General features: G+C 43.3%; 15 protein-coding genes. 4 read left to right on the top strand and 11 right to left on the bottom strand.

Features of this window, described 5'->3' with window-relative positions:
• Nucleotides 1–25: 25 nt before the first annotated feature.
• The 4 genes from KDU71_RS09155 to KDU71_RS09140 all read right to left on the bottom strand — a co-directional run bounded on the left by KDU71_RS09155 (nt 26) and on the right by KDU71_RS09140 (nt 6,473).
• Nucleotides 26–2,059 (bottom strand): T9SS type A sorting domain-containing protein, encoded by a 2,034-nt coding sequence (locus KDU71_RS09155; RefSeq protein ID WP_212189926.1) that lies wholly within the window; start codon nt 2,057–2,059, stop codon nt 26–28.
• Nucleotides 2,060–2,155: 96 nt separating this feature from the next.
• Nucleotides 2,156–3,400, bottom strand: a complete 1,245-nt coding sequence (locus KDU71_RS09150; RefSeq protein ID WP_212189920.1) for a T9SS type A sorting domain-containing protein — start codon at nt 3,398–3,400, stop codon at nt 2,156–2,158.
• Nucleotides 3,401–3,801: 401 nt separating this feature from the next.
• On the bottom strand, nt 3,802–5,427 hold the full coding sequence (locus KDU71_RS09145) for a family 16 glycosylhydrolase (protein WP_212189918.1): 1,626 nt from the start codon (nt 5,425–5,427) through the stop codon (nt 3,802–3,804).
• A gap of 35 nt (nt 5,428–5,462) precedes the next feature.
• Nucleotides 5,463–6,473, bottom strand: a complete 1,011-nt coding sequence (locus KDU71_RS09140; protein ID WP_212189916.1) for a glycoside hydrolase family 2 TIM barrel-domain containing protein — start codon at nt 6,471–6,473, stop codon at nt 5,463–5,465.
• Between the two features lie 306 nt (nt 6,474–6,779).
• Between KDU71_RS09140 and KDU71_RS09135 the strand changes: the two genes are divergently transcribed.
• From KDU71_RS09135 to KDU71_RS09125, 3 genes are all read left to right on the top strand, one after another.
• A complete protein-coding gene (locus KDU71_RS09135; protein ID WP_212189914.1) occupies nt 6,780–7,520 on the top strand; it encodes a GLPGLI family protein in 741 nt (246 codons plus the stop codon).
• 324 nt (nt 7,521–7,844) lie between these two features.
• Nucleotides 7,845–10,367 carry a trans-4-hydroxy-L-proline dehydratase gene (gene hypD / locus KDU71_RS09130; protein WP_244828320.1) on the top strand — a complete coding sequence of 841 codons (2,523 nt, stop codon included), beginning with the start codon at nt 7,845–7,847 and terminating at the stop codon, nt 10,365–10,367.
• Between the two features lie 155 nt (nt 10,368–10,522).
• Nucleotides 10,523–11,434, top strand: coding sequence for a glycyl-radical enzyme activating protein (locus KDU71_RS09125; protein ID WP_212189912.1), 912 nt, complete (start codon nt 10,523–10,525; stop codon nt 11,432–11,434).
• A gap of 363 nt (nt 11,435–11,797) precedes the next feature.
• Here KDU71_RS09125 and KDU71_RS23010 read toward each other — a convergent pair whose 3' ends face one another.
• From KDU71_RS23010 to KDU71_RS09095, 4 genes are all read right to left on the bottom strand, one after another.
• Nucleotides 11,798–13,933 (bottom strand): efflux RND transporter periplasmic adaptor subunit, encoded by a 2,136-nt coding sequence (locus KDU71_RS23010; RefSeq protein ID WP_244828311.1) that lies wholly within the window; start codon nt 13,931–13,933, stop codon nt 11,798–11,800.
• Nucleotides 13,934–13,957: 24 nt separating this feature from the next.
• Entirely contained in the window at nt 13,958–15,187 is a 1,230-nt protein-coding gene (locus KDU71_RS09105) for a TolC family protein (RefSeq protein WP_212189907.1), read from the bottom strand.
• Between the two features lie 3 nt (nt 15,188–15,190).
• On the bottom strand, nt 15,191–18,997 hold the full coding sequence (locus KDU71_RS09100; protein WP_212189905.1) for an efflux RND transporter permease subunit: 3,807 nt from the start codon (nt 18,995–18,997) through the stop codon (nt 15,191–15,193).
• 91 nt (nt 18,998–19,088) lie between these two features.
• Nucleotides 19,089–19,466 (bottom strand): HYC_CC_PP family protein, encoded by a 378-nt coding sequence (locus tag KDU71_RS09095; RefSeq protein WP_449506731.1) that lies wholly within the window; start codon nt 19,464–19,466, stop codon nt 19,089–19,091.
• Between the two features lie 179 nt (nt 19,467–19,645).
• Here KDU71_RS09095 and porE point away from each other — a divergent pair, with 179 nt between their 5' ends.
• Nucleotides 19,646–21,619 (top strand): PorE family type IX secretion system protein, encoded by a 1,974-nt coding sequence (gene porE / locus KDU71_RS09090; protein WP_212189902.1) that lies wholly within the window; start codon nt 19,646–19,648, stop codon nt 21,617–21,619.
• Nucleotides 21,620–21,788: 169 nt separating this feature from the next.
• On the opposite strand, the gene KDU71_RS09085 is transcribed toward porE, so the two are convergent.
• From KDU71_RS09085 to KDU71_RS09075, 3 genes are all read right to left on the bottom strand, one after another.
• A complete protein-coding gene (locus KDU71_RS09085) occupies nt 21,789–22,232 on the bottom strand; it encodes a small multi-drug export protein (protein ID WP_212189900.1) in 444 nt (147 codons plus the stop codon).
• Nucleotides 22,233–22,289: 57 nt separating this feature from the next.
• Nucleotides 22,290–24,476, bottom strand: a complete 2,187-nt coding sequence (locus KDU71_RS09080) for a DUF4838 domain-containing protein (protein WP_212189898.1) — start codon at nt 24,474–24,476, stop codon at nt 22,290–22,292.
• A gap of 148 nt (nt 24,477–24,624) precedes the next feature.
• Nucleotides 24,625–25,593: a bile acid:sodium symporter family protein gene (locus KDU71_RS09075; RefSeq protein WP_212189896.1), complete on the bottom strand. Its 969-nt coding sequence runs from the start codon at nt 25,591–25,593 to the stop codon at nt 24,625–24,627.
• Nucleotides 25,594–25,694: the final 101 nt, after the last annotated feature.

Here is a 25,694-nt window from a genome sequence, read left to right as displayed (position 1 = left end):
GTGAGGCTTAAACTAAATCAGCAAATTACTTTTTAATGATTTTAATGGTTTGATCCTTGGCTTTAATGAAGTACACGCCTTTATTAAGCTCAGCCATAGAGATGGTGCCTCCGCTAACGGGCACACGCTTGATCAAACTCCCTGTTACGCTATACAATTCTACCAATTCTGTATCTGCAATACCTTCTATATGAAGCATATCTTCAACCGGATTTGGGAACACCTTTATATTATCCATAGCAGCCTCATTAATTGAAGTAGCAGTCCCTTTGTGGAAATAGATGTTATCTAAATAGATGATAGACTTACCTGAACCCACAAACTTCAGATGCAGAATATCGCTCATCGACAAGCCTTGAATTGTAAAGCTTGATAATGGTATATCATAACTATTCCATTGATTAAGATTGATTGGAGATAGAAAGAAAGCTTTTTCGCCAGTGGTTTCACTGATTGGAGAAATGCTTAAAGTACTTTCATTAGGTGTCCATAAATCAATATGTAAAAAGGCCATTTCAGAAGCATTCACCTTGCTTCCAATCTCTATGCCTTGATAATTAAAGTTTTCGTATTTCAACACTTCATTTCCTCCCACCTGTACCGAATAAAACCAGGTGCTTTGATTCCACCATGGGTGAAAATTGGTATTAGGTATAGTGGCATAAACATCACTAAATATCGAAATCACGTCGGATGCATTTCTTACTGGGGGTGTTGGCGACGATACAGCAGGCTCCTGGTAACCTGCTCCCGTACTTTGAGTAATTATAACTGGGTTATTAGCCGCACCATTACCACTTAAATCTTTTGCTGTAATAGAAAAAGTATATTCAGTATCAGATGGTAAATGAGTGAATTCATATGACTTCTGCACACCGGAGACAGCGCCTACAGTGGTGGTGGTTCCCCCAACATCAATAGTGTATTCGATAGCACCCGAATTATCAATCGCATTCAATAATAACTCAATGCTGTTGTAGGTTACATTACCTACCGAAGCACTAAAACCAGTTGGATTTTCTGTGTCCAGGGTGGCATCATCATCGTAAAAATACAGGTTATCTATATACACGGTATTTCCACCGGCTCCAATAAACTTAAATTGGTAAACATCAGCCAAATTAAAATCCTGACTTACTAAATCAGACAGTCTGATATCGTAACTATTCCATTGATTCTGAACCAGTGGTGCAAGGCTAGCTTTTCGTTCACCTGAATGACTGATTGGATAGATTTCCAACAGGGTTTCATTGGCACTCCATACATCAATGTGCAGGTATTTCATGCTGGCAGCATTAACTTCTTCAAACAGTTCAAAACCATGAAAATTAAGCGTTCTCAATTTAACCACTTCATTGCCCTGCACCTGTTCAATACTCCCAACTGTTGTCTGATAAGGATCCCAATACGGATTAAAGTTTGTGCCATCCAATGAGTTGTAAGCCTCACTGAAAATAGAAATAACCTTTGAAGCGTGGTAAACAGGTGGTGTTGGCGCAGCTATGGTTGGTGCTGCATCTGCGACTTGCTCCAAAACAATATCATCCAACAAAAAGGTAAAGTTGGCAGAGCCATCTCCATTGGTTCCATTATCGAAAATAAATATGATTTTGCGGTAACTATTTGACTTATTTATCCCACTAAAATCGAAAGTGAGTTCTTCCCATTCATTGGCTTTAGTAGTCGATTCCTCTTTTTCATAGAAAATTTGATTGTCGGTGGCATTTTCAACTTTTAATAAAACCTTAACCCCTGCCCTTGGTGAAAATACCTTCACCTTAATAGTATTACCGCTATTAAAATCGATATTATTATCCAGTGTGATATAACTACCACCCCAGGATTGCCAATCATTTTTGACCATTTGGGCCACCTTATTACTGGTGTTAATCCCACTCTTCTGTTCATTATCAATGACTGTTAAAACGCCACCATCAAAATTGGTAATATCGAACGTGCCCGCTTCAAAAGTTAAGGGTAGATCGGCAGCTTTGACTGAGAAAAATGAAATAAATAAAAGAGTCAAAAGCACCTGTATATTTTTTAATTTAAATAACATGCAATTTTGTTTAACTGATTAATCGCTAGAATGAAACAGGTTTGGAATGGATTAAAGGGGAACAGACTGCCCCCCTTTATTATATCATGGCACTTATTATTTCTTGATAATCTTTGCAATAGCACCATTCGACGATACAAAGTAAACGCCTTTGGCCAGTTCAGAAACATTTACAGTTCCACCGGAAACAGACACCTTTTTAACCAGGCTACCTGCCGCATTATAAATTTCAATTGAAACACCCTCATCAAGACCTTTAATGTTTAAAACATCTGATACAGGATTAGGATACAAGTCTAATTTTTCAATTTCAGTATCGCCGATGGCCGTGGGAACAGATTCGGTATGTGTAATATTATCAAATAAGAAAGTTGACGTAGCAGATCCATCTCCCGTATTACCAAGATCAAATAAGAATACCAATTTAAAATTATCATTCGCTGTTCCTGTAAAGTCCCATGACATAGTTTCCCATTCACCAGTTTTAGTAGTAAAAGCAGGAATCTCAGCCAACGCTCCACCCTCAACCTTTAAAGCTATCTTTGTTCCTATAGGAGCTTCAGTATAAACGTCCATTGAGATAATTTTCTTGGTCGTAAAGTCAATATTTTCGCTCATACCTAACCAACTTCCGGCCCAAACCTGACCACCGTTTCTAACCATCTGAGCTACTTTACCTGAACCCTGTGGATTATCAATTACTGTAGCTAAACCACCATCAAAGTTATTGAAGTCAGATGATCCAACAACTGTTTCAAAATCAATGGGGAAAGAAATAACTGCAGGAGGCGTTGAAGCCGCGCCAACAACACCTGTTACATTATCAATATAGGTTACGCCATCAAATGGATCATTGGCAAAATCAGTAGAATAACATGGGAAAAACACCAATAGCTTATACTGATCATCTACTCCTGTTGATGTAAAATCAACAGCAATTGTCTCCCAACCGGCACCTTGCTTCGAAAATGGAATTTCAACATTTGGTCCGCCATTTAATGATTGCTCCAGTTTAAATAAAAAATCTTGAGCACCATCTGAATAAACATCAACAGTAATAGTTTTGCTTCCTGTTGAAGTTGTTAGATCGATGTAGTTAGTATTTAACTGTAGTTGTGCATTCTGCCACTTTTGCCCAGCAGAGGAACTTGTGATAGCCCCAACTTTTCCTTTACCTGAGCTCGTAGGATCGTCGGCAACTGTTACTGATTCCAGACCGCTATCTGCTTTCCAGTTCTCACCAACTATAATGTCACTATCAAAAGTAATAGGAATACTCTGTGCCTGAGCCATACCAATGGCCAGCATTGAAATTGTAAATAGTGTAAAAAGTTTTTTCATAATCTGTAGTTTTAAAATTAAACTGATTTTGTTAATGATTTAATTGTCTGAATCAAAACTACAGACCATGTTCTGCAATTGATAAAAAAGAAGTACTTCATCACTTACCTGCTACCTCACTTTAACTACGTTCACCAACGTAAAACACTCATTAACTGAACAATATTCAACACCCCATTAACAAATACATAAATAAATGACTTCATTTCCAGGCAGTTTATTGAACAGCCTATTTCAGTCTGCTTTGGAGTAAATAATTTCGAGAAATAGACTACTATTGCAAACCGCCAGCATCTCTATTAGAAAAACTTATGACACTCGTAAACCTCAATAGTTCTGAATGAAAATATACAACAAAAGCCCCAATAAAATTGGAGCTTCTACTTAGCATTAAGTTGGAACTATTGCTTAATCACTTTCAGGCATTCCACCTTATCGTCAAATTCGCATTGAAGAAGATAAACGCCTTTGGATAAAAAGCCTATATCATCAAGCCTCACTCGATTATTAAATAACCCCTTAGTATACGACTTCAGGAGAATCCCACTGGTATTGAATATTCTTAGTTCAACCTGATTGGCATTAACATCCTTAAGAACAATATTCATTTCATCCCGGAATGGATTTGGATATACATGCACACAATTTTCCATCTGAGGCTCTGCTATGGCCGTTGATGTACCTGCCTGATAGATGCGAACGTAGTCTATTTCCATTGCTCCTTCCTGAAAGTTGGGAGCAATATGAGCCTGAACAGCCACATTAAGAATAAGGTACTGGGCCAAATCAAATGGCCAGGTGTCTGCATTGCGGCTGTCTGGCTGATAAGTGTAATGCTCAATATCATCTACACTAAACACCAGTTTCTCAGGGGTCCATAACAATGTGTAAATATGAAACTGACTTGAGGCCGTGGCAATTGTTTGTCCTCCATGGTTTATTGTACCTCCATAACTTGATGGTGTATGCGTTGCGCTCTGCACATAATTCTGATTGTCACCCCAATGTTCCATAATATCAATCTCTCCACATGCCGGCCATGGTTTAGTACCATAGCCTTCATTATCCCAATAGGCTCCATCTTCATTGATGTTCTTACCCAACATCCAGATAGCAGGCCAGGTTCCTGTTCCGCTTGGCAATTTAGCACGAACTTCAACCTTACCATAGGTAAAGGCAAACTTTGAATTCAAGCGAGCTGAAGTATAGTTCTTTGTTACGCCCTGGTCGGTATAGTTTTCCTTTTTTGCCACAATTTTTAAGACCCCATTCTCAATGTATGAATTATCTGGTCTGTTGGTGTAATGCTGTACTTCTCCATTATACCAGCCCCCACCAATAGGTAATTGATACTGCCTGAACCATTTACCCGGATCAATATCTCCATTACCATCAAATTCGTCAGACCAGACCAGTTGATCATAAACAGGATCAGTGGCGATTGTGCCATCGTAACTAAAGTCATCAATATAAGCCAGTACCGGATCGGTATTGTTTTCACCGTTAACCTGAATAAGCACCCTGTTAAAATCGGCGCGTTGACTTGGAGCTACTGAATTCGGGTCAAGATTCATGTACGAATCGTTCATAAAATCGAAACTAAGCTCCTGCCACGCATCCAATGCTATAGGCTTAATAATTTCGCTTTGGGTCGACCATGGAGCTCCAATGGTGCCATCCTGTAGTTTAACAGAGACCTGATTGGTTTCATTCCCACTCAGGCCATCAGATGGTACATAAATCTTAAAGCTGAACGTATGATTTGTTTCCAGGTTAAAATTATTGGGCACATCAAAGCGCACGTTAGCATATTGTCCGCCAACATCATGATATTTCAGCACCGTGGACGAGGTATTTATCCCTTCTTGCACTGGATTGGAGAAAGTAATATCTATGTCACAGTCATCTCCGTACCAGCTATTAATAGTCCCATTCCCTTCGAAATCATCCTGTACAAAGGCTGTTTGCCCAATAGACTGCAGGGTGCAAATCCATAGCAGCAAGCCTAATAATTTCACTTTCACCATCCTTTAAATCGATCGTTTTTATATAAATATGAACATTAGTTATCGATGCTTGCATACATTTCAGCCACTACATGATAAGCCGCTTTCGGTTGACGGTTAATATCAACAATCCCCCAATATTCTTCATTCGCAGTTCCATCGTATGGGACCCCACTACTCTCAGGAGCAAATCCTCCCGGATCCAATGACTCATTGTCACCGGCCTTCCACCATTCATCAGTAAATGCAAATAATGTAATACCTGAGCAAATGTTCGAATACATCATCACGTCTTCGAGAATCTGCCGCGTTGCATCGGCTTGTGCCTGCTGGTTTGGCCCTTGCACATAGCCGTCTTTAGCAATCGTCATATAACTATCTGCGCCTGCCTCTGATAGATACATAGGTTTCTGACTCATGGCTTGCCACTCATCAAATATTGGTGCAGGCGCATCCCATCGGTAAACATTCATGCCCCAGACATCGATATCAGGACAAAGTGACAAAACCAGTGAATCGGGCAATTCGCCGTGAGCTGTTGATACAGGATGAGCAGCATCATTTTCGTGTATCATACCTGCAGCTTTGTTTAAGGCCTGGTACCAGTTACTTATGTCACCATCGAACCACTCGGGATGGTAATTATATTCATTACCAAGCTCCCAAAATAGAATGGCATTATGGTGCTTAAACTTATTCACGTAATCAATAAATGAGCCTGATAAAATATCGTAATAGCCGCCCTGATTATAGCCAAAACCAATAATCACTTTTAAGCCTGCTGCATCAATCTTATCCAGCACCCACTTTTCATCAACGGGCGAATACAACCTTAGTGTGTTGATGCCAGCTTTTTTCATTAAATCAAGGTCTTCATCCAGACGTCTAAAATCACGTTGATCTGCCCCTATGGGAACGGGATTATAGCAAATGCCCTTAATCACATAAGGGACTTCATTAACAAGCACTTGTCTGTTATTAATCCGAACAATATCATTTTCAGGCTTTTGAGAGCATGATAAAGTGCAGGCAACAAACACTAAAAGAAAGATATATCTTACTACCATAAGTAACTAAATTTAATGCGGTACACTTCCGTTATTGAACCAACAAAAGTATCAATGGCATTAATATATAACCACTTTTGACAAACTTCAATAGTTACTTTGCACCTCACTTTAACTACGTTTTTTTCTCTAACCACACATGTCACACGTTTGGATGGAATAAATAAGTTCTAATTGAAACAGGTCATTAGCACTGACAATCAACGCCTATCTATGAACCCTTGCACTTCCCCCCGTTTTACAAGGAAATAAACCAAACCTTGAAACAATTTAATCGTAGGACAAAACAAAAATCACAACACGAAAATGAAAATAGCCGCACTTATTATAGTCACCTTTCTAATAACCGCAGTAAATGCTCAACAAACGCTTAAAGTAAGATATAACTATATCGATCATACCAAGCCCAATACCTACGAAATGGAACTACAAGCCAAAGATGACAAGGTACTGAGCTACACCATCCGTTTAACCAAAGTTGGCGCTGGCAAAAATATCCGATATAAGCAAACGGCCGATTCAACCCGCCTGTATAAGGATTATACTAACGATTACCTGGTTTATGAAGAAAGCCTGGGACGCGACAACCTGGTTGTACAGGAAGAGCTGGATCTGTTTAAATGGAACCATGTTAATGAAAAAGACACCATATTAGACTTTCCTTGCAAAACAGCTTTTGCTGAGTTCAGGGGTCGTGAGTATAAGGCTCACTATACTACAGAATTGCCATATACTGCAGCACCATGGAAATTACACGGTCTTCCGGGCGTGGTATTAAAGGTTTGTACCACAGACGATGTACTTGTTTATCAAGCCGAATCAGTTGAATTACTTGATACCGAAGGTCCACTGTATCGTCCGTTTGATCATAAAGAACCTATCGACTATAATTCATTTTGCAAAGAATATAAAGACTACCGCAAAGAAGTCATTAAAATACGTAAGCAACGCGCACGCCAACAAAACAGGCCAGAACCAGAAAACAACAAGGCACCAAGAGTAGAGATTATCATTCCCGAAAACCGTTTTATTTTAAATGAAAACTAATACTACCCGCTTTTAACCAGTAGGATAAAATAACCGCCAACTCGTAAAAAAAGCGAAATAGCTATTTGCAATCAAATCATTTTTGTGCAACTTTGGCATTGTTCTAAATACGTTTATTGTGAGTCATTCGCACAACATAAAAGGATACCGCTGTTTATTTGAATGCTTAATGTTCTATAAGCAATTCTAGCCGTTTGGTTTGAATCCATCAAGCCAACATCTCCTTATACTATTTTCTGAATTATTGTAAATACTAAAATGGTAGCGCTACATAACCGCTCCTGTATGTATTTAACCAGTAGAACTATCTTTAAAACGTCAACAATGTCAACAGAAAACATAAAAGGCCGTCCTGATCCCAATGGCGCAGGTCTGCCAACCATCAAAGAACTGTTAGGTAAAGAAGAATCAGTAAAAACAGCTGAACGTTCGGCCTCATCAGAAGGTAATTTTTACCAACCCCTGGGCGATAAACTTGGCCCGGGTATGAATCCACGTATTCAGCGCCTTCGCAAGCTGAGTTTTGACGCTGAACCAAGCATCTCCATTGAGCGGGCTTTGCACCAAACAGCATTCTACAAAGAACACTACGGCAAACATCCTATTCCGGTGTTACGTGCCCTCACCTTTCTGGACCATTGCCAGAAAAAGACGCTCTACATGGGAGATGATGAGCTGATTGTGGGCGAACGCGGTCCTCAACCGAAGGCCGTGCCTACCTTCCCAGAGCTGACCTGTCACAGTGTGGAAGATTTTCATGTGCTCAACACACGTGACCAGCAACGTTACACCATCAACCAGGAGGATATTGATACCTACGAGCAGGAGGTTATTCCGTACTGGCAAGGACGTACCCAACGGGAGCGTATTTTCAACCATGTACCCGAAGAATGGAAGCGTGCTTATGAGGCCGGACTCTTCACTGAGTTTATGGAGCAACGCGCACCGGGCCACACCTGCCTGGATGGCAAGATTTACAAAAAAGGCATGCTGGATTTCAAAAAGGATATCAAAGCTCACCTGGATTCGCTGGACTACCTCAACGATCCGGATGCCAACAACAAGGCGGAAGAGCTAAAGGCCATGGACATCTCCTGCGATGCGGTCATCCTCTTCGCCGAGCGCCATGCTGCCCTGGCTGAAGAAAAGTCGCAAACAGAATCAAACCCTAAACGTAAAGCCGAACTGTTAAAAATAGCCGAGGTATGCCGCCGGGTGCCCGCTCATGCACCACGTACCTTGCACGAAGCCATACAGATGTATTGGTTTGTTCACCTGGGTACCATCACCGAATTGAATGGCTGGGACGCCATGAATCCGGGGCACTTCGACCAACACCTGGCACCATTTTACGAAAAAGAGATTGCCGAGGGCACACTGACCCGGGAAGAGGCCAAGGAACTGATCAGCTGCATGTGGATTAAGGTGAATAACCAGACTGCTCCACCTAAGGTGGGCATCACAGCCAAAGAAAGTGGCACCTACAACGATTTTACCAATATCAATATTGGCGGTGTTAAAGCCGATGGCTCTGATGGCGTGAGCGAAGTTTCATACATCATGCTTGAAGTGGTGGAAGAACTGCACCTCCTACAGCCTGGCTCATCGGTTCATATCAGTCATGTTACACCTGATAAGTTCCTGAATGCTGCTTGCAAAGTGATACGACAGGGGCATGGTTATCCATCTGTTTTCAGTCCCGAAACCTATATTACCGAGATGCTGGCACAGGGCAAATCTCTTACTGATGCCAGAGAAGGCGGTTGCAGTGGCTGTATTGAAGTAGGTGCATTTGGCAAAGAAGCCTATGTACTCACCGGCTACCTCAACGTACCTAAGATTCTTGAAGTTACGCTTAATAACGGCATCGATCCGGTAACCGGAAAGATGGCCGGCTGTGAGACAGGCGATCCAAGAACCTTTAAAAGTTATGACGAGCTATATGCAGCCTTCAAAAAGCAGCTGGAGTTTATTGTTGACCAGAAAATGCGTGTGAGCAACTACATCGATACCATGTTTGCCAAATATGCACCGGCTCCCTTCCTGTCGGTGGTTATTGAAGATTGTATTGCCAAAGGTCGTGACTATTACAATAGCGGACCGCGCTACAACACCAATTACATCCAATGTACAGGACTTGGAACAGTTACCGACAGTTTATCGACCATCAAACACCATGTCTTTGAAAAGAAGACCTTTGACATGGAGCGCATTTTAAAGGCAGTGGCCAACAACTTTGAAGGTGACGAAATCCTGCGCCAAACCATTGTTAACCGCACACCCTTCTTTGGCAACGATGATGAATATGCCGATGACATTGCTCTGCGTGTTTATGATGATTTGGTCAAAACAATCGATGGTAAGCCCAATATCAAAGGTGGCAAATACCACCTGAATATGCTGTCAACTACCTGCCACGTGTATTTTGGTAAAGTGATGGGTGCCACACCAAACGGCCGTTTAGCCGGCAAATCCATTTCGGATGGTACCTCGCCATCACATGGCTGTGATGTGAATGGCCCTTCAGCGGTGATTCGCTCATTAACAAAGCTGGATCACACCCGTTCGGGAGGTACACTGCTGAATATGCGTTTCTTGCCGAGCTTATTAAAGCGTGATGAAGACATTAATAAGATGGGTAAACTGATACGCAGCTATTTCACAATGGGAGGTCACCATGTACAATTCAACATAGTGGATACTGCCACTTTGCGAGCCGCCCAGGAGAATCCGGAAGACTACAAAGACCTACTGGTGCGTATGGCAGGTTACAGTGATTATTTCAACGATATGAATGCCGATTTACAGCAGGAAGTCATTGACAGAACGGAGAATGAATCGTTTTAATCTAGTTATTAGTCTGTAGGCAGTAGTCAGAAGTTTTTTCATGCACCATTGTGTCTTATTTAAGGATAACTAAGCGTCATGTAAATCGCTATCAGCTATCAGCCAGCAGCTATAAGCTATAAAAACGACAAACAACCATATTATTGGTCAAGCAAATGGAACTACCAAGTTTAATATTTGATATCAAACGCTACGCCATCAATGACGGGCCGGGCATTCGCATCACCATTTTCCTGAAAGGATGTCCTTTGCGTTGCAAGTGGTGTCATAACCCGGAGAGTCAGTTGAAGCAACAGCAGAAAATGTACAATAACAGCAAGTGCATTGCCTGTGAAGAATGCGTGAAACATTGTCCCGAACAGGCACTGACACTCACAGCGGATGGCATTGTAACAGACGGCGATTTATGCACACTATGCGGCACCTGCGCCGAAGTGTGCCCAACCAAAGCCATTGAGATGACGGGCCGCCTGATGACTGTGGAAGAAATCATGAAGCAGATCAAAAAAGAGACCATGCTGATGGACAAATCAGAAGGTGGCGTCACCTTCTCAGGTGGTGAACCCTTGCTGCATCATGAGTTCCTTATCCCATTGCTGGATGCCTGCGGTGCAGAAGGTATTCATCGTTGTGTAGATACAACCGGCTATGCCAAACCGGAGGTGCTGATGGAAGTAGCCAAACGCACCGACCATTTTCTGTACGACTTGAAGATGATGGACACGGACAAGCATCGTCAATGGACGGGCATGCCCAATGATAAAATTCTGACTAACCTCAGGAGTCTTGCTGCCACTGGTGTTGACCTGAATATTCGTATTCCGTTGATTAAAGGAGTGAACGATGACGACCGGAACATCCGCGAATCAGCCCAATTCATTGCGACATTAGAAGGTAAAAAGCCGCTGGTTAACCTTCTGCCATTTCATAATATTGCGGAGAAGAAATACGAGAAACTGGGTGAAGCATATGATAAAGGCGAAATGGCCGAACCCTCTGCAGAGCGTTTGCAGGAAATCATTGCCATATTTGAATCCTATGGTGTCAAGGCAATGATTGGCGGGTAAACTTTATTGAAGTTATACAAGCAGCCAGGTATTTAAAATATACCTGGCTGCTTGTCTGTTATAATATACTGAACACCTGACACAACGCACTGCGCAACCGGTACAATGTATTGAGCAAACGTTACAACGCACTGAGCAAACGTTACAATGTGCTGTGCAACCATTACAATGCACTGAGCAAACGTTACAATGTGTTGAGCAGTCGTTACAATGCACTGCGCAAACGTTACAATGTACTGCGCAACCCTTACAATGTGTTGAGCAGTCGTTACAGTGCATGCGCAAACGTTACATTGTATGCGCAGCAGGAACACAACTTTTTTAAGTCACACAGGAACGCGAGGCATAAGCCTGTGTATTCCATTAAAAACGTTCGTACTGACAACACCCGTGCAGGTTATCGTATACCTCATCATCGGCTTTGTGGTGCTCAGTATCATGCCCCACTGTGGCAATGGCTTTTTCAACAGCATCCACTGTAGCCTTACCGCTATAATTCAGGTGCAGCATCTTGGTGTCCTTATCCCATTTGGCCGTAGTCACACCTTCCACTGATAGAGCAGCTTCTTCAATCCGTTCCTGACACATACCACAGTTACCAGCTACTTTAACCATGGCGTGCTTTGACTGAACTGCAGGCATTTCTTTAATTGCAGGTTCTCCTATCCTATCATAATGGCAGCATCCAGGCAACTTACCATATACTGAATCATCCGCTTTGTGATGCTCCGTATCGTGCCCCACAGCAGCAATGGCTTTTTCAACAGCATCCACTGTGGCTTTACCGCCATAATTCAGGTGCAGCATTTTGGTGTCCTTATCCCATTTGGCCATAGTCACACCTTCCACCGAAAGAGCAGCTTCTTCAATGCGCTCCTGACACATACCACAATTACCGGCTACTTTAACCATGGCATGCTTCGTCTGACTCGATTGCTTAGCTGAAGACTTTGTAACAGCCTGCTTATCCAAACGCTCGTATAGACAGCAACTGTGTAACGTTTCATAAACTGCATCATCGGCTTTATATTTTTCGGTATCATGGCCTACCTGAGCAATTGCCTTTTGAATGGCATCCGCATTGGTGTGCTCCGGATCAAATACTACCCTGGCCTCCTGAGCATCGGCTGACCACTCGGCACTTACGACACCAAACACCGTCATGGCTGCCTTTTCGATGCGCTCCTTACACATATCGCAATTGCCGGCTACAGTAAAACTTGCCTTGTTCTTATTGTGCGTTTCGGGGGCATTCATCATGCTCTTCAGCCCCATCAACTGTGCCGAGGCATCAATCTTAAACACACCATTGGTCGCAATCTCTTCACCAACAGATAAACCTTCTTTCACGATGTAATTGTCACCGGCATCGGGTCCAAGCGTAATCTCCCTGAACAGGAAGGTAGGTGTTTCACGCTCCGGCACTTTGGTATACACAACGGCGCGTTTGCCCGTCCACAGTACCGCCGACTTTGGAATCACCATCACATCCTCATTCGACAACCGGGCCTCCAGTACAGCGTTGGCAAACATCTCAGGTTTGAGCTGCAAGTTGCTGTTCGCTACTTCCACACGCACTTTAGCTACGCGTGTTTTCGCATCAATTATGGGGTCAACATATGTTACCCTGGCGGCAAACGTTTCACCGGGCAAGGCTTCCAATGTAAAACTCACTTTATCGCCTTGCTTCACCCAAGGCAAATCTGTTTCGTAGGCATCAAACAAGGCCCATACCTTTGTAAGATCAGCCACCTTAAACAGCGGCATCCCTTGTTTCACATAGTCGCCCAGTGCCACATGACGCATCATTACCGTACCCGAGATAGGCGATAAGATATCAAAATACACCTGTGGCTCACCACTTTTTTCAATGGCTGCAATCTGCTCGTCCGTTAAATCCCAGGCCTGCAGCTTTGATTTAGACGCCATGTATAAAGACGGATTGCTTTCCCTGACAGCAAAAGCTTCAATCAGCTCCCGCTGGGCGCTAACCAAATCAGGCGAGTAGATAGTAGCCAGCTTCTGCCCTTTTCGCACATTCTGCCCGGTAAAATTGATGTTGAGCTGCTCGATACGGCCTCCATAACGGGCTGTCAGCTCAGCTATACGTCGCTCATCCACATGTATCTTACCCTGCAGATAAACTTCTTTTACCGGTTTTCCCAATTGCACCACACTTGTTTCCACTTCAGCCAGCTTAGCAGCCGCTTCCGTCATCACTACTTCATTAGGATCGGCATTCTCGGCCGATTGCATACCTGCTAAAGGAATCAGGTCCATGGCACATATCGGGCACAAGCCCGGCTCATTCTGCTTTATTTGCGGGTGCATAGAGCACGTCCAAACTGTTTCTTCTTCGTGCTGATGTCCTTCGTGAGCGTCAGCCTGAGCATTTCCACTTCCGGATGGCGCAATGGCCCATCCTACCAACAAACCGATAGCCAATGTTATCAGTACCGGCTTGTAATTAGCTTTTATATATTGAAAGATTGTGTTCATCTGTTTACAATTAATCATTAACAATTATTTACCCATCAAGTAGCCAATAAAAGCAATAGCAGCTTGCTTATCAGTTCGAGCCTTTTCCAGTTCCAGCTGATACTGTAGCAGGCGTCGCTCCATACGCAGTATCTCTTCGAAATTTTTATTGGCGTAGGCATACTCAGTCTCCAGTAGCTTCATCGCTTTGCGTGCCAGATACAACTGGTCTCCAAATAAATCAATTCGACGATGAGCATCACTGTAATCCTTCCAGGTATTTTCAAAAAGCACCTCTAATACATTAGCCTTATCTACTCGTTCATAGTCTTTGGCCATCTCCAGGTAAACCACCTCCTGCACCATGCTCTGGTATTTATTCCGGTACAAGGGAATAGTCAACCCCACCTTTGGAAAAGCAATAGCATCTTTACCCGACAGGTTATTGGCCCCTTTACCAATGGCGACATAATCGATGCCCAGGCTAAAAGATGGAGCGCCCGCCTTTTTAGCGGCCTGCTTTTTGAACGCCAGTGCTTCTTTTTGCATATCAATGCTCAGCAACTGATGATTCTTCAGTTTTATTGAGTCCAAAGCAGCCGATTTATTCAGGTAGAAATCCGTCGTCCATAAACTATCGGGCCAGGTAAGCGTCACCGGCTCTTCCACATTCAACAGCTTGTTAAAAGCCACCTCCTGCACATATTGCTTGTCGCGCAGGTTAGCCAGTTGATTCTCCAAATCGTTAATCTCCATCTCGATGCGGTACTGATCCACCGCCGATACTTTTCCTGCTTCCACCTTTACGGCAGCCAGCTTTTTAAAAGTATTGAGAATATCAATGTTCTCCAGTGTGATGCCCACCGCCTTGTTGGTAAAGTATAGATTGTACCAGTTGGCTTTCACCTCGTTGAACAGTTTGGAGCGTTTTTCTTCAAATAGTTCGTACTGCGCCTGGGCCTGCTGAATGGTTGAATTTTCTTTTGCCTTCAGAGTCCCAAACCAGGGAAACATCTGAGTGGCCGAAAATTTAAATTCCTGCGGACCATTGCGCGTTTCCACCGGCTGGATAAAATAACCAAAAGCCAGTTGAGGATCGGGCAAAGCCCTGACCTGTGGTGCTTTCTCAAGTGCCGACAGGTAGTTGTTAAAGGCTGCCTGAAGGCCCGGATTATTTTCTGCTGCAATGGTGAGGTACTTGTTCAGTTCCTCTTGCCCCATTGCCAGAACCGGTAACAGCAGCGCCAGAATATATGTTAATATTGTTCGTTTCATCGCTTAATTATTTTGCTGTTTTACCTTACGTTTAATCACAGTCTCCTGCCAGAAGCTGTATAGAACCGGCACTACAAACATGGTCAGTACCTCAATCACCATGCCCCCGAACAGTGGAATAGCCATCGGTACCATGATATCAGACCCTTTACCGGTGGACGTTAATACCGGCAGCAAGGCAATAATGGTAGTGGCTGTGGTCATCACCGCCGGACGCACCCGCTTGGCACCTGCTTCGAGCACCAAAGCACGCACCTGGGCCACTGTTTGTGGCTGACGCTTGTCTTGCAACTGTTTTATATAGGTGCTGATAAGCACACCGTCATCGGTAGCCACACCAAATAGGGCTATAAAACCGACCCACACCGCCACACTGAGGTTAATATTACTCACCTGAAATAGCGTTCGTAAGCTCATACCAGCCAGTGTTCCATCCATAAACCATGGCTGAGCATAAAGCCAAAGCATGATGAATCCGCCAGAGAAGGCCACCAGAATACCTGTAAAAATCAAGCTGGTGGAGATGACTGAACGAAACTGAAAGAACAAGATGAGGAAAATAATGATAAGCGATATCGGAATCACAATCATCAGTCGCTTGGTAGCCCGAATTTGATTTTCGTAGTTACCCGTGAACTTGTAGCTCACACCGGCCGGTAATACCAGTTTACCTTCAGCCAGTTGCTTATCCAGATATTCCTGTGCATTTTCCACCACATCCACCTCGGCATAGCCCGGTTTCTTATCAAAAATAACATAGCCCACCAAAAAGGTATCTTCACTCTTAATCATTTGCGGACCACGTTTATATTGTATCTCAACCAATTGTCCCAGCGGCACCTGAGCACCCGTTGGAGTCGGAATGAGAATCTTATTTAAATCCTCAGGATTATCTCTGAACTCACGGGCATAACGCAGACGTACCGGGTATCGTTCGCGCCCCTCAACAGTGTTGGTCAGCGGCATTCCACCAATGGCACTGCCAATGACTGCCTGCAAACTCTGCACGCTGAGACCGTAACGAGCAATCGCATCACGATTAATCACCATCTCCAGGTAAGGCTTACCCACTACTCGGTCGGCAAAAACTGACATGCCATTGACTCCCTCTACATGTTTAAGCAGCTGTTCGAGCTGGAAACCAACCTTTTCAATACTATTTAAGTCAGGCCCATATACTTTCATACCCATAGGCGCACGCATTCCCGTTTGCAGCATCACCAGGCGCGTTGAAATAGGTTGCAGCTTAGGTGCCGAAGTCAGCCCGGGTATAGTGCTTTGCTCAATAATCTCATTCCAGATGTCATCGGGCGATTGTATCTCTTTACGCCACTGTCTGAAATACTCCCCGTTCTTATCTTCAATAAGCAAACTTCTATCAATCAAACGGAAGCCCTCCTCCCGTGGATTATACACACTGCCATCAGTCAGTTCGTAGGCCCCATCACGGTTGACTTTAAAACGCATGCGATGGCCTTTCTCATTCAGCATGTATTCGGGCTTGTAGTTGATAACATTCTCATACATTGATACCGGTGCCGGGTCTAAAGCAGAATTTACACGCCCCCATTTCCCCACAACGGATTCTACTTCTGGGATGGCATTCACCCGTTTATCCAAAATACGAATCACCTCCAGGTTTTCTTCAATGCCCGAATGCGGCATGGTAGTTGGCATCAATAGGAATGAACCCTCATCAAGCGAAGGCATAAACTCCTTACCAATACCGGGTAGTTTCTTATCGAGGTAGGCATAGGTATCGCTACTTTTTACAAACTGCGGCATAAAACCAAACAGCTTATCGAAGCCCTGCCAGCTCGTGATACCAAATATCACAACCAAAGCCGGGATAGTCAGGAACTGCCATTTATGATTCAGACACCAATTAAGGATGCGTTGATAAAACACAACCACCAATGACAAACCTCCCAATACGACCGTAACAATGGCAATTACAAATAAGAAGTTCGCAAACATCGTATTTTGAGCTCCCAAAGGCATCCAGGCTTTGGTTAAGAAGAATACAACCACCACGATTGTAATAGCCACATTGATAAAGTTAATCCATTGTTTCTTGCCTTCGGGCCATTGATGCGCTAACAAACCATTTATTCCAAAAGCAGAGATAGCCAGAGCAATATAGTTCCCCGACGTAACAGACAGCACCACACCAGCTGCTATAAAAATACTATTCCCCAGTCGTTGGTAGCGTCGTTTGTCAATTTTAATTGAAAATACCAGATGTGCCAATGTAGGAATGATAATTAATCCAATCAGCAGGGCAGACATCATTGTAAACGTTTTGGTGAAGGCCAATGGCTTGAACAGTTTACCTTCGGCAGCTTCCATGGCAAATACCGGTAAGAAACTGATGATGGTAGTAGACAGAGCTGTGATAACAGCCCCAGCCACCTCTGTAGTAGCAATATAAACCACATGCAGCAGTTCTTTTCCCCTCGCCCCTTTGTTCTCAGGCAGTTCAATGTGCCGGATGATGTTCTCAACAAACACCACTCCCACATCCACCATCACACCAATGGCGATGGCAATACCCGAAAGGGCCACAATATTGGCATCGACACCAAATTGTCGCATCGTTATAAAAGTGATGAGTACCCCAATGGGCAACAAACTTGAAATCAGGAAAGATGCACGCAAGTTAAACACCAGGACTATCACCACCAGGATGCTAATCAGTAGCTCCAGTGAGATGGCTTCTTCCAGTGTTCCAAGAGTCTCTTTAATCAAACCGGTACGATCGTAAAACGGTACGATGGTGACCTTTGAAACCGTACCATCAGCCAAGGTTTTTGATGGCAGGCCAGGCGCAATCTCCGCAATCTTAGCCTTCATGTTTTCGATGGCCTTCAGTGGATTGGTTCCATAGCGCGCCACTACTACGCCTCCAACAGCCTCGGCACCACCTTTATCCAGCCCTCCGCGACGGGTAGCCGGCCCAAAAGTGACTTTAGCCACATCTTTAATGCGGATGGGCACATTATCCTTAACCGTCACTACACTCTTTTCAATGTCTTCAAGATTTTTGATGTAACCCAGGGCCCGCACCAGATATTCCACACGATTAAACTCGATGGTTCGTGCACCAATATCAAGGTTGCTGTTTTTAATCGCACTCATGATTTGCGCCACCGTCACACCATGAGCTTTCATGGCATTGGGATTAATATCAATCTGATACTCTTTAACAAACCCACCAATGGAAGCCACTTCGGCCACACCTTCGGCCCCTGTTAATGCATAGCGAATATGAAAATCCTGAATGCTGCGTAATTCATGCGGATCCCAGCCACCTGTCGGATTCCCGTCCTTATCGCGGCCTTCCAGCGTGTACCAGTATATCTGCCCAAGCGCCGTAGCATCGGGACCCAAAGCCGGACTCACATCAGCTGGGAGGGTACCTGCCGGTAACGAGTTGAGCTTCTCAAGGATGCGCGTGCGACTCCAGTAGAACTCTACATCTTCATCAAAAATGACATAGATACTGGACAAGCCAAAAATGGAGTTACTACGAATGGTTTTCACACCAGGAATTCCCAATAAGGAAGTCGTTAAAGGATACGATATCTGGTCTTCAATATCCTGCGGTGAACGGCCCGGCCACTCGGTATATACAATTTGCTGATTCTCGCCAATATCCGGGATGGCATCAACGGGTACCGGGTCACTTGGTAAGAGTCCCGTATCCCAGCCGAATGGCGAATTAATAATCCCCCAACTTATAAATACCATAAGTACCAGAAAGGTGACTAACTTGTTTTCGAGAAAAAAACGTATTAATGAATTAATCATTTTCAATATGTTAGATAATACATTGCTTTGATTCAAACAATATTACACAGGCCCTAAAGAATAGAGCCCAAATAATTCAGTTAAGCAATATCTAACAAAGGAAAGTTTGCAATAAAGAAAGACGTTCTGCTACCGGGAGCGGCGGCGAAATATCCTCAAACGTTCTCTTTACGCAAAGTATTGATAATTTTTCGGCATCTACTTCGAAATGAAACAGTTCAATCAGCAGGTCTAACTCAATGACTGGCTCAAGTGCAGAAATTACGGGGCCGGTATAATCTTCCTCCACTTCGTAATGCACACTCTTGTTTTCACAACAGCCACATCCATCACCACAACAGGAATCAGCTTCAACAAATAAAGAGGTGGAAACATATTGACCTCCACAATAATGCATAGAAAAGGTAATGCCCGTGGTTGATACCAGGAGCATCAGGGATAGAATAATATGTAACACTTTTTTATGCATCATCAACAAAGAAACAACTAAATTGGCAAATTGGTTTGAACGGTAAATTGTTTAACATGGTTTTAACAGCCCCATCAATTACACATTGCGCTGTCCTGTTACAATAAATACGGTGCTTACTCGTTTTTTATGTGTCTAATAATTATTTATTTTTGGTTCTTTAATTAATCTCGGACCTAATGCCCACAATGCAAGTTAATTTCAGACTATTCATATATCTATCTGTTACCTCTTTTCTACTATCCGGTTGTATAGGAGGCAGTAAACTCGGCAATGCCAATAAAGCCTATCTGATAGGCGAATATGACCGTGCTGCTACCCAGTTTAAAAAAGCCTACCGGAAAGCAGATAATAATTACACTAAAGGAGAAATCTCCTATTACCTGGGCGAATGCTATCGCAAAACCAATAAACCCCGAAAAGCCACAATGCAGTATGCCCGAGCCGTGCGTTATAACTACGAGATGGCCGATGCAGGACTTTACCTGGGCGATTGTTACCTGGCTTCGCAAAAGTACGAAGACGCAATTGAGGCTTATGAGGAGTATCTGCAAAAGGTACCACGGGATAAACGTGCGCAAAACGGGCTTGCTGCCTGCAAACTGGCCATGAAGGATACGATTGAAACCCGTTACAATATTGAAAAACTGAAGAAGGTAAACAATACACGCTACAGCGACTTCTCGCCGGGCTACGCCAGTACCAGCTACGACCAAATCTACTTCTCATCGATGCGCACTGAGAAAAAGAAGCGCAAGAAAAGTAGAATCACAGGCCAGGGAGGCACCAACATTTTTATGGCTAAGATGGATGCCAAAGGAGAATGGACCGATCCGGAACCTCTGGATGAAACCATCAATACTGAATTTGACGAAGGTAGTGCCACCATGTCGGGTGATGGTAAGGAGATGTACTTTACCAGATGTCGCTATGATAATGAACAACCACGTAGTGCAGAAATGTACATGGTGAGCCGCTCAGGGGGTAAATGGGGCGAGCCCGTTCAGCTCGAAATTGGTGGCGACAGTCTGCTTGTGGCACATCCGGCCATCTCGCACGATGGCGAGACCTTGTATTTTGTGAGTGACATGCCTGGTGGCTATGGTGGTAAGGATATCTGGAAAACAACCAAAGGAGGAGAAGGCGGATGGGGACAACCTGTTAACATGGGCAGTGTGATTAATACAGCCGGTGATGAAGTGTTTCCTTCGGTTCGCCTGGATGGTTCCTTGTATTTCAGTTCAAATGCACACATTGGTTATGGAGGCCTGGATATTTACCGTGCCGTTTTCGACGAAGAAAAGGAAGACTGGGAAGTATATAACCTTGGCCGTCCACTCAATAGCGAAGGTGATGACTTTGGCATTGCATTCAAAGGCATGGAAGAAGCCGGCTTACTAAGCTCATCGCGAGGCAGCTCCAAAGGCATTGATAACATCTATGCGTTTAGTTTACCTAAGCTCGAATTTAGCATGAAAGGGCTGGTTTACAACGAAAAAACGGATGAGCCATTAGCTGATGCCTACCTACGCCTGATTGGTACGGATGGCACCAATATAAAGCTTAACATACGCAATGACGGTAGCTTTGGCGCCAAGCTGGCACCACAAACCGAATATGTGTTTATGGTGGCCTCTAAAGGTTACTTTAACCACAAGCACAAGCTATCAACCGTTGGCCTGGGCAATAATAAAGAGTTTAATATTGAAGTAGGTATGCTGCCAATGGAAGATGCCATTGTCTTCAGAAATATCCGGTTTAGCAAGGACCAGTTTGATTTAAATACCAATTCGAAACAAGAGCTCAACAGACTGGCTGCCATCATGAACCTGAATAAAGAGATGGTGTTGGATATTGTAGCACATGCATCGGGTGAAGGATCGGAGTCGGAAGCTATCGTTCTATCACAAAAACGAGCCGAATCGGTGATGAGCTATCTTATGAGTAAGGGAATTCCAACAGAACGCTTATCGGCTAAAGGTGTAGGTAGCTCCGAACCTGTTACTGTAAGTAAAAGACAAGCCAAAAAACTCGACTTTCTGAAAGAAGGAGATGTGTTATATGCATCGTTTATTAAACGCCTGCGGGGTAATGCCAACAAAGAAGCGGCTCATAACCTAAATCGTCGAATTGAATTTAAAATTAAGAAGTAGAAGAAATCTGTTAGCCAGATAAGATAACTTAACTACTATTCTTCGTTACTTTGTGATTAAATTGCATTAATAATCTACCACTAAGACGCTAAGGACAAAGGTTTAAAACTAATATGATACCTCTAATTATTAAAAACTAATCTTCCAATTTGGTGTTTTAATCGTCAGGCTAATTGAGCCACCCTTTAACCAGCTGCACAACAGGCTCTGTCAGGTAAGTGAGGCCAAATGACCACAGCACAATACCAGCCAGCAGGTATAACAGAAACTTTCGTGTATCATCGAGCAAAGCCATGCCAATTATTAAAGCGATAAAAGGACCAAGCAATCCCGTTACCATTAAACCGAGGCCAGGTACTCCATACTTATCCATCCACTTTGCAAACTTGGCTTTCTTATGCTCAAAAGTTTTATTGCCGTACTTTTTCAGTAGCCACCTGCGAAAAGGCTCTCCCGAGAAATACACCAAAAGTGCGGATGACATGGCTCCCAATGCCACTAAAGAAGCGATAAGCAAGGGCTTTAAACCCAAAGCAATGCCCACCGGAATACCTTTATAAATGCCTGTAGCGCCTGTTAGATAGACGGCAAAATATTTCGCAATTTCCTCCATGTAACAATTGAATTGGCTGCAATGATACTAAAAATTACAGCCAGTCTCAATTGATTGTCAATAGACCTGCACCTCATCGGCAAAAATCCACGATGGCAATCCCACTGCGTGGTGCCACACAGGAGGCGTTTTCATGTTTTTTGCTTCAATCTTCACAAATCGTGCATCTGTTTGAGGTAACTCTAGGGCAAATAGCTGCGTGTCATTTATTTTGCTATCCTTCTGCAAAGGTCGTTCATTGAGTATTCTTCCAACCTTGGTGTAGTTTTCTCCATCAAGCGATACTGAGTAGTTGACTTCTGTAGGGAAAAATACCACGTGATTGATCACTTGTAAAAAGCCAGTTGATATGTTCTCAAAGGTTTGTACTTCGCCCAAGTCGACAACTGCCACCATGTCGTTACCTTCAAAGCCCAACCAGTTAGCATAAAAACTACCTCCTCCATAAGCATTATCTGTCAGTGTTTGTGGATTCTCATTGGCATATTTATGTGGTTTGGTTAACAAGGTCACTGCTTTCTCTGATGCTAAATTATTAATTGTTACTCTATCAAGATTTCTCTCATACAAGTCCAGATAATCGGTCACCATAAAACGCGTCTCGTTCATCATGGTAATATGCCCGTCATAGCAACTTTGCTCAAAAGCTGCCAGCTCCTTCCTGACAAAGTCTGTATTTTTTAGCGAATAGGTTTCTGATAAATTTGCCCGACAGGCTTCAAGAGTTGCATAACGTACGCCCAATCGAGCTCTTCGAACCCGCTTTAATAGTTCTGCATTATCAGTAACCTGGGCTTCGGCTTCGTCAAAACAAAGGTTGTAACCAGCAAGAGCTTCCTTATTTAGAAATGAATCAAAGGCCTGCGATGGGCCTCCATAAAGAAACAGAAAAAAGTCAGGATGGCTTTCCAGTGCTTTATGTATGTCTGTTATATATTCTACCACCTTCGGTCCTGCCTCTCCATAGTACCCATCGCAAAATTCACGGATCAACACATCGGTATTCCTTTCCGGATTCCATAGCAAACGAGCTAGCAGGTATGAGCGCAGCTCAAATAGTTCACTGGGATTATGACTGTGCTGCTCAAAAATCCATTTGGCGTTGTTATCAGCAAAAAAACGGATATTGGGTGCAAGGGTATAAATATTGGGGAACGGAGCCAGGAAGTTGGTAAACTGTGTGGTATAGTCCCAAATACGAATATTCTCTGTCAGATTTTTCCAGGCTTGCAGATCAACCGCAAAATCAGAGCATTTATCTTCAATAGAGGCACTGCGATCACATTCAATAGAACAAAGCGTTATCAGCACATTGTCTAGAGGCTTGGTTTTGCATGCTTTGCGAGTATACTGATAGGCCAATGTTGAGATTTGTTTATCGGGGAAGTTTTGTGCTACTGCATTCACAAAACGAATCATGGAACCAGAAGGACTGCCTTCCTCCTGGTGGATAGCCTCACAATCCTCACACTGGCAGTACTGCGTATTATCATCCTGGCTAACTGACACAACCGAAGCTTCAGGATGACTGGCAAAGGTAGCTTCTACAGCCTCTGTGACTAAGCGAAGAACATCCGGATTACTCAAGCAAAGCTGTGTAGGGCGTCTTTTCCTATTTACTAACGCATAATATTCAGGATGCTTATCAAAATATTGGTCGGCAGGCAAAAAGCGATGAAAAGTATGCACCCGCGCTTCTGGCGCATACATAGGAAAAGCCTCGTAGGTAACTCTTTGTTTATCGGCAAATTCAGGATGTTCGTAAAACAATTTGGAATGTACCGTGCGCACATGAACTGGTGGCGAGTAGAGATAGCTTTCCCCCACTGGCAGCGTTAGTTTATCAATTTGAGGAATTGTCTCTGCATCAGGAGCCCAAAACCGGCAAGCCATTTCGCGCTCCAGAAACTCATAAACAGCAGAAAGCAGGTAACCATTACTTCCTTCAATAACTAGTTTATGAGCCTTGTTATAATACCTGACAGCAGGCTCAGGCTGCTCATTAACAATCAGCTGGATAGTTTTTTTATCATCTGAATAGCCAGTCTTAACTTCTAATTCGACTCCCGTTGACAATTGAATATATTGCTGCAATACCTTTGCCGCTTCCTTTTCATTGACCGATGCATCAGCAGCAATTTCTATATGGTAATCTGAGCGTCCGTTTTTTGTTATGGTGATGGATGATTGCTGGCATGAGTAGCAACCAATCATTAATAGTAAAAGAAATAAACTTTGTTTCATAGCTGATTTTATTTGGGTTGCGCCTTCTCATAGAAAGGCATATTACTGTTTAGATTACTCTCCCAAATATATCAACATTCTTAAGCAACTAACGGACAGGTATGTTCAATAGATGCTCAATCATGTTTAACTATGAGCTGTATGTAAATTAGTCTTTTACCTGACGCCCCATACGCTGTGCAATAAAACTGACAATAATTAGCTGAAACGAGTGATACAGCATGATAGGCACCAGAAATAGTCCCTGGCTGGCCACATTCTCAAATAAGACCTTTGAAAAAACAGTTCCATGCACGAGTGACTTTTTTGACCCGCAAAACAAGGCGGCGATGCGGTCTTCACGATTAAAGCCAAACCAAAGGGTAAATAAATGGATTATCCCATAAACCAAGGCAAACAGCACAATGGTAGCTATGCTAATAAGCACCATATCAATAAAGCTAATGGTTTCAAACAAGCCTGTGGTAAACGACTTGCTAAAACTGTTATACACAATCAGCAGGATAATCATCTTATCAAACCAGGCCAGGGCTCTCAGATATTTCTTGACGTATCCGCCCAGGGAATGGTGCAGTAGTAAACCCGCAACAACAGGCAGAAGTATTTGTAAAACAAGGCTTGTGGTGATGTCGGAGAAATCAAAAGCGGCTCCTTCCACCTGCCAGAATAAACCCATCCATAAAGGGGTTAAAACAATACCTATCAATCCTGAAATACTGGCATTAAATATGGCACCGGCAATATTGCCTTTGGCCAGCACCACCATCACCACCGATGAAGATACGGTGGATGGCAAAGCCGCCAGGAAAAACATGGCCAGCCAAAGCATTTGCTGCTCATCGGTGTTAATAAACGGTTTAAATACGATAAGTAATAAGGGAAACAACACAAACGTAGCTAATTGAATAAGTATATGCAGCCGGTAATTACTTAAACCACTCTTAAACTGCTGCGGACTCAGCTTCAGCCCATAAAAAAAGAAGATGAGCGTAATGCCAATGTCGGTAATCTGCTCCAGGTTTCCAGGCCCATCATAGGTACCTAACTGCGGAAATAACCAGGCCGATACCAGCATAAGTATTAAGCCAACTATAAATGGATCTATTTTTTTAAGCATTACGACCGTATTTTTTTTTGCAAAAATAACATAAGCTATTAGAATAGAACTTTAATGATTGTTAATCAAGTGTACCTAACAGGTGGTTTTGAAACAAAAAA

Origin of the sequence: Carboxylicivirga sediminis (assembly GCF_018156225.1) — a bacterium.
Classification (GTDB): Bacteria; Bacteroidota; Bacteroidia; order Bacteroidales; family Marinilabiliaceae; genus Carboxylicivirga; species Carboxylicivirga sediminis.
The sequence above is the reverse complement of the archived record's forward strand: the minus strand, read 5'-3'. Positions and strand labels throughout refer to the sequence as shown.

Coding starts and splice junctions, on each gene's coding strand:
- KDU71_RS09155 (WP_212189926.1), bottom strand. CDS start 2,059: ATGTTATTTAAATTAAAAAATATACAGGTGCTTTTGACTCTTTTATTT.
- KDU71_RS09150 (WP_212189920.1), bottom strand. CDS start 3,400: ATGAAAAAACTTTTTACACTATTTACAATTTCAATGCTGGCCATTGGT.
- KDU71_RS09145 (WP_212189918.1), bottom strand. CDS start 5,427: ATGGTGAAAGTGAAATTATTAGGCTTGCTGCTATGGATTTGCACCCTG.
- KDU71_RS09140 (WP_212189916.1), bottom strand. CDS start 6,473: ATGGTAGTAAGATATATCTTTCTTTTAGTGTTTGTTGCCTGCACTTTA.
- KDU71_RS09135 (WP_212189914.1), top strand. CDS start 6,780: ATGAAAATAGCCGCACTTATTATAGTCACCTTTCTAATAACCGCAGTA.
- hypD (WP_244828320.1), top strand. CDS start 7,845: ATGTCAACAGAAAACATAAAAGGCCGTCCTGATCCCAATGGCGCAGGT.
- KDU71_RS09125 (WP_212189912.1), top strand. CDS start 10,523: ATGGAACTACCAAGTTTAATATTTGATATCAAACGCTACGCCATCAAT.
- KDU71_RS23010 (WP_244828311.1), bottom strand. CDS start 13,933: ATGAACACAATCTTTCAATATATAAAAGCTAATTACAAGCCGGTACTG.
- KDU71_RS09105 (WP_212189907.1), bottom strand. CDS start 15,187: ATGAAACGAACAATATTAACATATATTCTGGCGCTGCTGTTACCGGTT.
- KDU71_RS09100 (WP_212189905.1), bottom strand. CDS start 18,997: ATGATTAATTCATTAATACGTTTTTTTCTCGAAAACAAGTTAGTCACC.
- KDU71_RS09095 (WP_449506731.1), bottom strand. CDS start 19,466: ATGCATAAAAAAGTGTTACATATTATTCTATCCCTGATGCTCCTGGTA.
- porE (WP_212189902.1), top strand. CDS start 19,646: ATGCCCACAATGCAAGTTAATTTCAGACTATTCATATATCTATCTGTT.
- KDU71_RS09085 (WP_212189900.1), bottom strand. CDS start 22,232: ATGGAGGAAATTGCGAAATATTTTGCCGTCTATCTAACAGGCGCTACA.
- KDU71_RS09080 (WP_212189898.1), bottom strand. CDS start 24,476: ATGAAACAAAGTTTATTTCTTTTACTATTAATGATTGGTTGCTACTCA.
- KDU71_RS09075 (WP_212189896.1), bottom strand. CDS start 25,593: ATGCTTAAAAAAATAGATCCATTTATAGTTGGCTTAATACTTATGCTG.